Annotated in this window: 10 protein-coding genes; 6 read left to right on the forward strand and 4 right to left on the reverse strand. The window is 51.0% G+C overall.

Annotation, left to right across the window (positions count from 1 at the left end; all coding sequences use genetic code 11):
• Positions 1-565 precede the first annotated feature (565 nt).
• On the forward strand, positions 566-2,260 hold the full coding sequence (mobQ, locus tag JCM17207_RS00175; protein ID WP_238315435.1) for a MobQ family relaxase: 1,695 nt from the start codon (positions 566-568) through the stop codon (positions 2,258-2,260).
• 79 nt (positions 2,261-2,339) lie between these two features.
• On the opposite strand, the gene JCM17207_RS00180 is transcribed toward mobQ, so the two are convergent.
• Positions 2,340-3,167 (reverse strand): undecaprenyl-diphosphate phosphatase, encoded by an 828-nt coding sequence (locus tag JCM17207_RS00180; protein WP_238315436.1) that lies wholly within the window; start codon positions 3,165-3,167, stop codon positions 2,340-2,342.
• Positions 3,168-3,245: 78 nt separating this feature from the next.
• A complete protein-coding gene (locus JCM17207_RS00185) occupies positions 3,246-5,900 on the reverse strand; it encodes a cation-translocating P-type ATPase (protein WP_238315437.1) in 2,655 nt (884 codons plus the stop codon).
• Between the two features lie 450 nt (positions 5,901-6,350).
• Here JCM17207_RS00185 and JCM17207_RS00190 point away from each other — a divergent pair, with 450 nt between their 5' ends.
• The 3 genes from JCM17207_RS00190 to JCM17207_RS00200 are packed head-to-tail and all read left to right on the forward strand — an operon-like array spanning position 6,351 to position 8,739.
• Positions 6,351-8,063, forward strand: a complete 1,713-nt coding sequence (locus JCM17207_RS00190) for a recombinase family protein (RefSeq protein WP_309295397.1) — start codon at positions 6,351-6,353, stop codon at positions 8,061-8,063.
• Positions 8,060-8,443 carry a TnpV protein gene (locus JCM17207_RS00195; RefSeq protein WP_238315438.1) on the forward strand — a complete coding sequence of 128 codons (384 nt, stop codon included), beginning with the start codon at positions 8,060-8,062 and terminating at the stop codon, positions 8,441-8,443. Before JCM17207_RS00190 ends, JCM17207_RS00195 begins: the two co-directional genes overlap by 4 nt.
• A 14-nt stretch (positions 8,444-8,457) precedes the next feature.
• On the forward strand, positions 8,458-8,739 hold the full coding sequence (locus JCM17207_RS00200) for a DUF6809 family protein (protein ID WP_097784783.1): 282 nt from the start codon (positions 8,458-8,460) through the stop codon (positions 8,737-8,739).
• A 38-nt stretch (positions 8,740-8,777) separates the two neighbouring features.
• Here JCM17207_RS00200 and JCM17207_RS00205 read toward each other — a convergent pair whose 3' ends face one another.
• Positions 8,778-9,311: a TetR/AcrR family transcriptional regulator gene (locus JCM17207_RS00205; RefSeq protein ID WP_238315439.1), complete on the reverse strand. Its 534-nt coding sequence runs from the start codon at positions 9,309-9,311 to the stop codon at positions 8,778-8,780.
• 112 nt (positions 9,312-9,423) lie between these two features.
• Between JCM17207_RS00205 and JCM17207_RS00210 the strand changes: the two genes are divergently transcribed.
• Both JCM17207_RS00210 and JCM17207_RS00215 read left to right on the forward strand, forming a co-directional pair.
• Positions 9,424-10,362: a poly(ethylene terephthalate) hydrolase family protein gene (locus JCM17207_RS00210; protein WP_238315440.1), complete on the forward strand. Its 939-nt coding sequence runs from the start codon at positions 9,424-9,426 to the stop codon at positions 10,360-10,362.
• A gap of 304 nt (positions 10,363-10,666) precedes the next feature.
• Positions 10,667-10,981, forward strand: a complete 315-nt coding sequence (locus JCM17207_RS00215; protein WP_238315441.1) for a DUF3847 domain-containing protein — start codon at positions 10,667-10,669, stop codon at positions 10,979-10,981.
• A 371-nt stretch (positions 10,982-11,352) separates the two neighbouring features.
• On the opposite strand, the gene JCM17207_RS00220 is transcribed toward JCM17207_RS00215, so the two are convergent.
• The gene (locus JCM17207_RS00220; protein WP_238315442.1) at positions 11,353-12,687 is read right to left on the reverse strand and encodes an MATE family efflux transporter; all 1,335 of its coding nucleotides are present in this window, start codon (positions 12,685-12,687) and stop codon (positions 11,353-11,355) included.
• Between the last annotated feature and the right edge of the window lies 1 nt (position 12,688).

Below are 12,688 nucleotides of genomic sequence, written 5' to 3' on the forward strand. Positions count from 1 at the left end.
TATAACCACGAGCGGCTCCAGACAAAGACTGGCCTGGCTCCGCTCTCGCTTCGCCAGGCCAGTCTTTGATTCGTTTACTTCTACCCCTTGCAGGCCTCTTTTTTGTACTGTCCGCACAATATGGGGCGGTTCACTCCGGGAAACCGGGGGCCTTCCTCTTTTTTATCCCGAAGGGCCCGAAGGGTGCACTTATTCACCACCTGCTAAAGCAGGCGGTGGTAGCCCTCCCGTTGGTCGGGCACGTGCGCTCTCCGAGGGGGATTGCGGCGTCTGCGGACGCCGCTGGACAAGGCTGCATTTCTGCCAAACTGCCAGTCTTGCCCATGCAGTCGGCGCAGGGGTTTCCACTTTGGAATCCCCTGTTCACGGGGTGGTATATTGCCACCTCATCCCGCCGTCTGCCTGCGTCAACCTGCCACCGGCAGCTTGGCACAGATACAGGGGTGGAACGATTTGTTCCACCCCTGCTGGCGGTACGTCGTATTTCACGACGTACCTGTTGCAATCGAGTACGGAAGAAGGGCTGCTGCGTTTTACAGTAGCCCTTCGGAAAGGACGGTAGACAATGGCGATTTATCATTTGGAGGCCAAGATAGTCAGCCGTGGAGCTGGACGCTCCGCCGTGGCTGCTGCGGCCTATCTGAGCTGTTCCCGGATGCTCAACGAGTATGACGGGGTGCAGCACGACTACACCCGCAAACAGGGCCTTGGGTGGCGGCAGGTTTTTCTGCCAGCCACCGCCCCCGCAGAGTGGCAGGATCGAGAAACCCTGTGGAACGCCGTGGAGGAAACCGAAACCGCAAAGGACAGCCGCCTCGCCCGTGAATTTGTGGCGGCGCTGCCCATAGAACTGAGCCGGGAGGAACAAATCCAGCTCCTGCAAGATTTCATCAAGGAGCAATTTGTGGCAGACGGAATGTGCGCCGATGCTGCTATCCATGACCCGTATCCTCCCGGACACAATCCCCATGCCCATATCCTGCTGACGGTGCGCCCGCTGGATGAAAAGGGGAAATGGCAGTACAAGACCGAGAAAGAATATCTCTGTGTCAAAGGCGGCGAGGAACGGGGCTTTACCGCTGCCGAGTTCAAGCAGGCGCAGGCCGACGGCTGGGAGAAACAGTACCAGTACAAGGTGGGCAAAAAGAAGGTGTATATGGCTCCGTCCGCAGCACAGGCCCAGGGCTATGAACGGGTGTCCAAATACCCCAAAAGCACCAAATATGGCAGACAGAATCCCATCACGGAACGCTGGAACAGCGATGAGCAACTTGTTCTGTGGCGGGCTGCATGGGCGGATGTGGCAAACCGCCATCTGGAGCGCACCGGGCACGAAGAACGCATCGACCACCGCAGCCATGCCGAGCGTGGGCTGCTGGAGCAGCCTACGGTCCATGAGGGTGTGGTTGCCAGAGCCATGGAGAAAAAGGGTATTATCTCTGACCGATGCGAACTGAACCGGCAGATCAAGGCCGACAATGCCCTGCTCCAGGAGCTGAGAGGACAGGTCAAAAAGCTGGCGCAAGCAGTCAAAAGTACCCTCCCGGCGCTTGCCGAGGCCATGGAAAATCTACGAAAAAATCTGCTGCTGTTCTGCTATCAGCTGGGTTATCTCTGCAAGGGCAAGGAACGCCTGAATGCTTCGCTGAATACGCTGCGCCCTGCCCTCACACAGTACAATCAGCTGGCAAAGGACATCCGAGATAAGACGAAGGAGCGCCGCAGCCTGCTTACCGAGAAAAAGGCGCTCTCTGCGGTTCATGTGTTCCGGCACCGGGAGCTGGCCGCAAAAATTGCGGCACTGACAGAGGATTTGGAAGAATTGCGTTCTGAGAAAAATCTGCTTCTGGCGTCGCTGGCATATACCGAGGAAGATGCCACCGATAAATTTCCTAAAGACATCGCTGCCATGGAGCAGAGCCTGAAACGGCTGGAAGAACAGGAGCAGAAATATTCCACCGAGTTGGACGCTGCCCTGACTGAGTATGCCGGGCTTCGGGAGCAGGCACAGGGTTTCAACCGGGTGCAGCTGTATGAAGCAAGGCAGGCCATCCGCCCCGGCAAAGAACAAGAAGCGGAGAATCGGGCACAAGAGGTTTACGGCGAGAAGTACAACCCACTGCTGATATTTGACAGCAAAAAGGCAGTTTCCCGTATGCTGCATGAGGATATTGAGCGGCAGGCAGTACGGAGAATGATGCGACAGGCGCATAAGGAGCAGCAGACTTTTCAAAAGAAAAAGAGTGAACAGGAACGGTAACCCACCGTTCCTGTTCACTACAACCTTAACGGGATTTCCCCATAACATTTGATTTGTCTTGATAATTATTTACATCCCATCATTCAATAAAACCAAAGTATATCGCAGCAGCTGCGGCAAGAGCGATTCGATACCAGCCAAAAATTCTGAAATCATGTTTTTTGATGAACGACATAAGGAAACGAATAGATATTATCGATACCAAAAACGCAACCAACATTCCGGTAAGTAGTACAGCACACTCAATAGCTGTAAATTTTATGCCAAAACTCATGAGCTTAATCGCACTCGCTCCAAACATGACCGGTACTGCCATCATAAATGTAAACTCAGCTGCCGCCACTCGTGACACTCCAATTATACGTGCACCGATGATAGTTGCTCCTGATCGGGATGTTCCAGGTAATACAGCCGCAATAAGCTGAAACATGCCAATCCATAGTGCTGCTTGATAAGTTAATTTCTCGACAGATTCTATGGTCGGCGTTCTCTCTTTATTTTGGTGCTCCACCACCAGAAATAACACGCCAAACAAAGCAAGCATGGTAATCACCACGAGCGGGTGAAAGAAAAGAGCATTCAACATATCACTCCACAGGATACCGATAACTCCGGCAGGAATACAAGCTACAATAATCTTTGGCCACAGAGCTAAAACATCCTTTTTCAGATGGGGCTTACCATGAAACGAAACTGGACAAAGCTTACTCCAAAACAGAAAAAGTACAGCCAAAATTGCACCAAGTTGGATTACTACATAGAACATCTCCATGAACTCCGGTGTCATATCAAGCTGGAGGAACTCATCCAGTAAAATCATGTGTCCTGTACTGCTAATGGGCAACCACTCCGTAACTCCTTGCACCACACCAAAAACTACCGCTTTGATAATTTCCACAGTATCCATTTTATTTCACCTCCAGTAATATATACAGATAATTATCTCTTTCAAAAAAGGCGGAGGGGGCACCCTCCGCCTTTTTGCTTATTTATGAATATGCTTTTTAATGGTCTTTACAATTTCTACTTGTAGGATTGACATAAGGGACAGCCCAATGACGATTAGCCACTGTGTGCCATCCAACAAGGTCAACCGGAACGCATTTTGCAGCGCAGGAACAAGCAGAATGCACGCCATCAGAAGAGCAGATACCACGAAGGAAACGATCAACCAAGGATTGATCCCTTCTGCCCGCACCCAGATAGGCTCCGTATTGGAGCGCTGATTAAAAGCGCGAAGCATCTGCGAGAAGGCCAGTACACAGAACGCCATTGTCTGACCGGTCACATGGCTGCCCATGCTTGCGCCGATCCAGTAAGCGCAGGTGGTCATGGCCGCCACAAAGATGCCCTGCGTAATAACCCGGCGAACCAGATCCTTTTCAAACAGAGTGCCTGATTTTACCGGCTTGTGCTTCATAATATTCTTGCTGGCCGGATCAACACCCAGTGCCAGAGCAGGCAATGTAGCTGTAGCGAGATTTACCCACAAAATATGAACGGCTAACAAAGGTGCATCCCAGTTAAAGAGCGTGGCTACAAACAGAGTTAAAATCTCTGCAATATTACCTACCAGTAGGAATTGAATTACCTTCTGGATATTGCGGTAGACACGGCGGCCTTCCTTGATGGCATAAGCAATCGTGGTAAAACTGTCATCCAGCAAGATCATATCGGCAGCATCTTTTGCCACATCCGTACCGGTGATACCCATAGCCACGCCAATGTCTGCCGCTTTCAGGGCGGGGGAGTCATTGACACCGTCACCCGTCATAGCTGCTACTTCACCGGTGCGTTTCAAACTCTGGATGATACGCAGTTTATCCGCAGGGGATACACGGGCGAAGACAGTCGTTGTTTTTACCGCATCGTCCAATTCGTCATCCGTCATCGTATCCAGTTCCTCACCGGATATGACGGTGTTGCCTTCTCGGTAAATATCCAGCTCTTTCGCAATGGCAAGGGCTGTCACCTTATGGTCGCCGGTGATCATAATCGTTCGGATGCCCGCCTGACGGCAGGTACGCACGGAATCGGCCACTTCCTTTCGGGGCGGGTCGATCATTCCGGTCACACCCACAAAAGTCATGTCAAATTCTACATTCTCATCATCATCTGTAGGTAGCTCCATGAGGGTGCGCATGGCAAAGCCAAGCACACGCAAGGCACCCTCCGACATGGAAAGGCAAAGTTTTGTAATGTTTTCTTTGTCAGCCTCCGTAATAGGCCGCACACCTTCCGAAGTCAGAATGTGAGTACACAGGGGCAGCATTTCATCCACCGCACCCTTGGTATAAGAAACCCACTTCTCATGGATGCGGTGAACAGTGGTCATCCTCTTACGCTCAGAATCAAAAGGCTGCTCAAAAAGGCGGGGATAATCATCCTCCAGGGCTTCATGGTCGATTCCAAACGCCTGTGCCAGATAGATCAGCGCACCCTCTGTGGGGTCACCGATGATTTCTCCCTTTCTATCCGGGTCAAGGCTGGCGTCATTGCAGAGAGCCGCTGCATAAACCAATTCCTTATAGACCGCGGGATGCTGGTTGGCAGCATTTTCAACCGGGGTAGTTGTGCCGTTTTCAAAATCTCCGTTGACCGCAATGTGTGTTACCGTCATTTTATTGAGTGTGAGCGTACCTGTTTTATCGGAGCAAATGACGGTGGCGCTACCCAGGGTTTCCACTGCGGGCAATTTGCGAATCAACGCATTTTTCTTTGCCATACGCTGCACGCCCAGCGCCATTACAATAGTGGCTGTAGCAGGCAGACCTTCCGGGATGATAGAGATTGCCAGCGAAATCGCAACCAGGAACTGCGGAATCAGCGGGCGCTGATAGAAAGCACCGATGGCAAAGATCAGGGCACAGACGATTAGTCCAACGATGGTCAGAGTCTTACCAACCGCATTCAGTTTCCGTTTTAAGGGTGTATCCGTATCGTCCTGATTATCCAGCATACCGGCGATATTACCTACCTCGGTATCCATGCCGGTGGCTACTACAACGCCAGTCGCTCGTCCGTATGTGACAATGGCTGAGGTGTACGCCATATTACTGCGGTCACCCAGAGGGCAGTCTTCTGGCGGAATATCTTCTGCTTCCTTTTCAGAAGGGACGGATTCGCCGGTCAAAGAAGCCTCCTGCACTTTCAAATTGGCGGAATCTATCAGGCGTAAGTCCGCCGGAACCATATCTCCATCGCCAAGCATCACAACGTCACCCACTACCAACTCGCTGGCGGGAATTACGGTCTCCTCCCCCTGGCGCAGAACCCGGGCCGTTGGGGCGCTCATGTTGCGAAGCGCCTCCAAAGAGGATTGTGCCTTCTTTTCCTGCACAATACCAATGACAGCGTTGACGATTACAATAACAAAGATTACCGCCGCTTCCGTCCATTCCTGCAAAATTGCGGAAAAAGCGGATGCGCCGATGAGGATAAGTACCATCGGGTCAATGATCTGCGCTTTCAGCATTTGAAGAATGGTTTTGGGCGGTTTCGAGCGCAATGCATTGCGCCCATATTTTTCCAGCCTTTCGGCAGCCTCGGCATCACTTAATCCTTCCTCGGAGGTATGTAAAGTCTCATAAACCTCCGTAAGTTTCAGTGCGTGCCAAGGCGTCTGTCTGTGTCGATCCATGATGGATCAATCACTCCTTTCTTTGATAAAATTTATATTCTGACCGCCTTTCAGCGGTGATCAGCAAAAAAGAACACAAATAGGCATAGCCTGCTGTCTAACAATTAGACGCAGGTTATGCCTATTATATATAAAACCTATTCAATTTATAGTTATTGTTACTTCGATCAGCGTCGCTACTGTCGGCGTTGTCCATAGTAAGTCTTTCAATTCCCTTCTTTGAATAATTTGCTTTTCATTATATAGGGAAACCCGCAAGAAGTCAAGGCTGAATTGGGAAGTTCATACTGATTTTAATTTTGAGCGTTTCAAGTTCTCTTTTATAACATGGAAATTTAGATTCACTGACGTTTGCCTATCTTTTATTAAGAAATTAAAGAAAATAAATTCATAGATTACCGCAAAGGTTTTTGTAAAAAACACCCTTGACAAATCTCTTTCCAGAAGCGCATCCTGGAGGACTATGCGGAACAGCAGGGGTTTGCCAACTATGTTCACTTCACCGACGATGGAATCTCCGGTACCCGGTTTGACCGGCCTGGTTTCCAGAAAATGATTGACGAGGTCAAAGCCGACCGAATCTCGGTGGTCATTGTGAAGGATATGAGCCGCTTCGGCCGGGATTATCTGCAAGTCGGCACCTATATGGAGGTGTTGCGGAAACACGACACTCGGCTGATTGCCCTGAATGACAGTGTGGACACTCTTAAAGGCGACGATGAATTCACCCCGTTCCGAAATATTATGAACGAGTGGTATGCCCGCGATACCAGCAAGAAAATCCGCTCTGCCTTTCAGGCAAAGAACCTTGCTGGAAAGCATACCAGCAGCTCTGTACCCTATGGGTACCTGAAATCGGAGCAGGATAAAAACCAATGGGTGGTTGACCCGGTAGCGGCCCCAATTGTCCAGCGGATCTACCGCATGGCTATGGAAGGCAAAGGACCCTACCAAATTGCAAATATCCTCTCAAACGAGCACATTGAAATTCCGGCTTACTACCACCAGAAGCTGGGGATTGGGTTGTGGAAGACTCGAGAAATCAAGTCCCCCTACCGGTGGGGTAGTTCCACCATCGTCCACATCCTGACCAATCCTTCCTATCTGGGGCACACCTGCAATTTCAAAACACGAAAACACTTCAAGGACAAGAAAAGCCACTACGTTGACCAGGACCAATGGACCATCATCAAGGACACCCATGAGCCGATCATCGACCAGGAAACCTACGATACGGTGCAGCGGATGCGGGCTAGCATCCGGCGCTACCCGGATGGATGGGGGGAAGTTCATCCCCTGGCCGGCCTGCTGTACTGTGCAGACTGCGGCAGTCCGATGTACATTCATCGCACCGGAAATGGAAATCGCACTGCAAACTTTTCCTGTTCTGGTTATGGCAAAGTTCCTGTTGGCAGCAAATGCGCCAGTGGACACTGGGTCAATGCTGATTCAGTCATGAGACTGATCCAGGAAACGCTGCGGGAAATCGTTCGGTTCTCAAAAGAGGATGAAGAAGAATTTACCTGTATCGTAAGGTCTGAGATTGAGAACCGGCAGTCCAGCGAAATGAAGGGTCAGAAGACCCGGCTCACTGCCTGCCAAAAGCGACTGGATGAGCTGGAAACCCTGCTCTGTAAAATCTATGAGGACAACACTCTGGGAAAACTCCCGGATAGGCGGTATCAAATTCTGGAAGCTCAGTACACCAAGGAACAGGAACAGAAGTCTGCTGACAAGTTTATTGCACTGGTGAAAAAGTACCAGAACTTTGAAGAACTGGATGCCGTCATGCTGAACCAGTTCATCTACAAAATCTTTGTGCATGAACGGGATTACAAGGGTATGGCGAATTCTCCGCAGACTATTGAGATCTACTTCAATTTTGTTGGCAAGTTCGGGATGCAGGAGATCAATTCGCCGTCGGAGGAGGAACGTGCCGCCTTGAAAGAAAAAGAACGGCTGCGTCAAAAACGGCATGAAGCCTATCTTCGACGCAAGGCAAGCGGCTGGCAGGATGCCTATTATCAGAAAACTAAGGCAGCCAAGAAAGCCGGCATAGACGCCAAGAAAGAAGCAATCCGGGCTGAAGATCGTGCAAAGGGTGTGTATTACCTTCCCAACCAAAAATGTTTGGAAACAGAGCCGAAAGGAGAATCCGCATGAACAAGCTGCAACACCATATCCACGACAACAAGAACGGTCTGGATTATGTCCTGACGGACCATTATTATCTCCCGGCGTTGAGGCTGCCGGAAGATAAACGCCCCATCGGCCGATGGGGCCGATTACATAAAGAATACCTGAGAAATTACCGCCCTGTCCTTTACCAAGCGCTGCTTCTGTCTGGGAAGCTGTATCCCATCCTGGCTAACCTGGACGAACAGGCCACTGAACGGTGCTGCCTAATTGTCCAGCAGATGGCCCAGGCCGAGGGCATCACGGAAGAACTGAAAGCAGCCGATCCGGTACGCTGGGTGCAGGCCATGAACTCCATCCGCAGCCGGGCGGAGGAAATCATCCAGGCTGAGATGATCTATTGTTAAAGGAGGGGCTGGTTATGATTTTGGAAGCAATTTATAATGGGGAATTTTATCCTAGTGAGAAAGTGGTGCCGACTTCACCGGCATACATAGAGGCCCTCAAAACCTGTGAGAAGCTGATGGAGCAGCTTTCCAGGCGGCTGAGTAAAGAGGACTACGCCCTGGTGGAAGAACTGCAAACCCAGTCTTCGATCGCCCAGGGCGAGGAGAGCGAGTGTCATTTCAAGTATGGCTTCTCAGCGGGGCTGCTGGTGCAGCAGGAAGCGGTGGAGCAGGTCAAGAAGATCAATGACAAATGAAACAGCGGCAGGGCCTTCGACGAGAGACCCTGCCGCTGTTATTGGTCTTGATGCATTTCTGGTGCGTGCTCTGCAAGGATAAATAATCGAGTCAGTTCTTCGCCGGATTCCGGCATGCCTCGTTTGATCCATTCAATCATCCAGCCATAGATTCCATATGCCCAAAAGGACTTCATGTAAGCTTCCAGATTGGACATTTCAGAAGTAATTTGCGTGGTGCTTAGGATGGTTTCCTGTAGGATTGAGGTCATCCCGGCATGGTATAGAATGGTATAAAATTCTTTGTGTTCCCGATAGAAATCAAAGAGAGAGGGAAACAGGGTACCCAATGAAGATGTGGGATTTTCCTCATAAAGTTTCCCCCATTCTTTGAGCAGCCGGTCGGATTCTTCTCTGAGAATATCTTCCTTGGTTTGATAGTTGCGATAAAAGGAAACGCGTCCAATCTGGGCCTTCTGGGTCAGTTCGCTGATTGAAATATCAGCCAGTGGTTTTTCCTTCAAAAGCTCCAGCAGAGCAAGCGTGATTTGCTTTTTTACATAGGTGTTCTTTTGTTCGTTGTTTTGATTCATGAGATGATACAAACCCCTCCACTCTGTTTCATTTTTGCTGAAACACTTGTTTCAATTTGCCTTTTATGATACAGTTGTTTCACCTAATTGTCAAGAAGGAGCAGATTGAACCATGAAACTAGTTGGAATGATTTCATTCGCAATCATCGCGATGCTCACAGGTCTCGGCATCAAAGGGATCGCATCAAAAAACGCTGTGCTGGCGCCTGATTACTATGCATCCTTTTCTTCTGCGGCTCCGCTGGAGCAAAAGTATTCCCAGCTTGGCTCATATGAGGTAGCCAGTGCCGACTTCCCGTCAGAGAACAAAGCAATTCAAACCTATCGATTTTGGTATCCGGCAGAACTTGAGAAAACGGACAAACAATATCCCGTGATTCTTGTGGTCAATGCCAGCGGTACGCCGGCTGCTAAGTATGAGGCATGGTTTCAGCGCCTTGCCTCGTGGGGATTTGTGGTGGTCGGAAACGAAGATCCTCAAACGGGGACCGGAGAGACAACTTCTCTCACCTTGGACTACCTGCTGCATCTGCCGGAGGATCACATGCTCTATGGGAAACTTGACACCAACAAGATCGGTCTTGTGGGCTTCTCCCAGGGTGGCGCGGGTGCATTGGCGGCCGCAACAGAATACGAAAACGGGTCTGCCTACAAGGCAATTTTTACAGGAAGCGCCGCCTATCCCTTCCTTTCTGAAAATTTAGGATGGCACTACGATTTGACGAAAGTCAAGATTCCCTATTTTATGGTGGCGGGAACCGGAACATCCGACGATAGAGGAGTAGACGATTATGAGAAAGAATTCGGGGGAGTTTCGCCGCTGGCTGCCATGCAGGAAAGCTACCAGCTGCTTTCGGATCACTGCTTCAAAGTCCTTGCAAGGGCCGTGGGTGCAGAACACGGGGAGATCTTTGCGCGCAGCGATGGGTACATGACAGCGTGGATGCTTTACCAGCTCATGGGGGATACGGAAGCAGCAAAGGTCTTTGCAGGAGAGGATGCGGAGATCCTGCATAACATCCATTGGCAGGACGTGGAGAAAAATCAATGAGCATCATGAAACCCAGAAAAAACACAGAGTAGTAAAAGTGATTGAGATGGCGGTTTGCCTTGTGACGGATCGCCCGACCTTTGTTTCCTTTCATGGCGGAGGATTTTTTGGCGGTAGCAAGTGCGACGGGGCCCCCGGCCGAAGAAGATACCACTGCGCTGCTGGATGATATTTGTGCGGAAGGGTTTAACCTTATGATTACTTTCTGGAAACAAGAATCAATTCAATCATAATCTGCCAGGCTTTCCATCATTGGGCCCAGCCTTGAGCAAACTTCCAATATAAAAACTGAAGGAGGAATGCCATGACCAAGCATAAAACAGGTGTTAGCTATCTTCAGGGACAAAAAGAAAAGGCCGAACAGAAACTCCGCTACTACCAGCACCAGGAGAAAATGCTGGAGCACCGGATACCGGAACTGACCCGCAAGGCCCGAACCCATCGCCTCTGCACCCGCGGGGGAATGCTGGAAAGTTTTCTGATTTGTCCAGGGGAGTTGACCGATGACCAGGTGATGGAGTTGCTGAAACTTTCATTTCGTCAGCAGGAGGTTGCGCTGGCCCTGGCAAAAATGATTCACGATTTGCAGGAAGCTCGAGGAGATCCAACCCTATTGTAATAGGGCGCAATTATACACCGTTCCGGTGAAATTGCGGTCTTGCAGACGGCTTGATGCAATCGGTCTGGCGTTCCGTTCGCCATCCCAATTCCATCCCAAGGAAAACTGCATTTTCCTTGCGCTGCTCCGCAGCTATCCTTTTGCAGCTCCCGCCAAGAGCCGAAGCGCACCCCTCGTTTGCAGATACCTGTGTCAAAAGGAGATTTTTATGTTTATAAGTGACCCAAACAGATAAATTCTAATAAAAGAAATCGTAAATGCTGCCAGCGAGCATACTTTTTACTGTGAGGACAAACATAACATCAACTATAACGAAGTCACACGCTTTGTAAATTGCGTCCACAAGACCATTTAGGGGCAGGCAGGTGGGGTCACGAGGCCGACTTTACCACACGGTGATAAACAGCCAAAGAGATCAAAGCGGTCAAGGTCTCCGCGACCCAAAATGCATGCCATACGCCCACAGGCCCAAAGAACCGGCTGAGCACAAATGCCGCCGGTATGATGATGAGAGCGTAGCGGCACAGGGAGATGATAAGCGATTCAGCTCCCTTACCCAGTCCCTCCAGCGCGCCGGACGAGGTGACCGAAAACGCCGAGACGACAAAACCCATGCTGATGATTCGCAGCGCGGACGTACCGACGGTAACCGTGTCCGGGTTTTGGGTAAACAATCCCATCAGCACGCCGGGCACCGCCAGACAGACGAGCATGCCCGCAGCCATGATTCCACCGCACATGCACAGCACGATGCGGTAAATCTGCTGGACCCGCCTGTATTCACCCGCGCCGTAGTTGTAGCCGACCAACGGTCGCATCCCCTGTACGATGCCGTTGGCGGGCAGGTAGAGGAAGGTCTGAAGTTTGTAGTAAATGCCGAGCACCAGCACATATACCTCCGACCAGGCGGCGAGTATCACGTTTAGTGCCGAGATAAGGAAGGATGGCAGCGCGAGGTTGAGCGCCGCCGGAATGCCGATGGAATATAGCCGGCCAATCATCGTCAGCTCCGGCCGCAGCAGCTCCCTGCGGATGCGCACCCGGGGCGGCCGCACTGCATAAATGACCAGGTAAATAACAAGGGTCAGCACCTGACCGATACCAGTGGCTAGCGCCGCACCGCGGATGCCCATGGCCGGAAATGGCCCGATGCCAAAGATCAGCAGCGGGTCCAAGACAATGTTGGTGAGGCAGCCGCACAACATACTGACCATTGTCACCTGCATGCTGCCGACGGCCTGAAAGAGCTTTTCAAACGAGACGCCGAAGATGATAGCAGGCGTAAAGGCAAACGCAATCGTGGAATACTGCACGCCCAAGGCTTGGATGGCCGCAGATGAGGTGAACATCCGCAAAAAGGATGGCATGACTGCGAGCGAACCCACGGTCATCAGTACGCTGTGCACAGCGGCCATCAGCAGGCCCTGGGTGGCGGCTTGGTCGGCCGCGCGCTGCTCCTGCGCGCCGAGGTGCAGGGCAATGACTGCGTTGATGCCAATGCCAAAGCCGATGCCTACAGCATTGATCAGGTTCTGCACCGGGTAGACCAATGAGAGGGCAGTCATGGCATCCTCGCTGATGCGGGCAACGAAAAAGCTGTCTACAATGTTGTACAGCGAGTTGACCAGCATCGACAGCACCATAGGCAGGGCCATAGAGAGCAACAGCGGCAGCACGGGTTTTTCTTTCATGAAAGTGTCATTCATT

Origin of the sequence: Faecalibacterium gallinarum, assembly GCF_022180365.1 — a bacterium.
In the GTDB taxonomy this organism is placed as follows: Bacteria; Bacillota; Clostridia; order Oscillospirales; family Ruminococcaceae; genus Faecalibacterium; species Faecalibacterium gallinarum.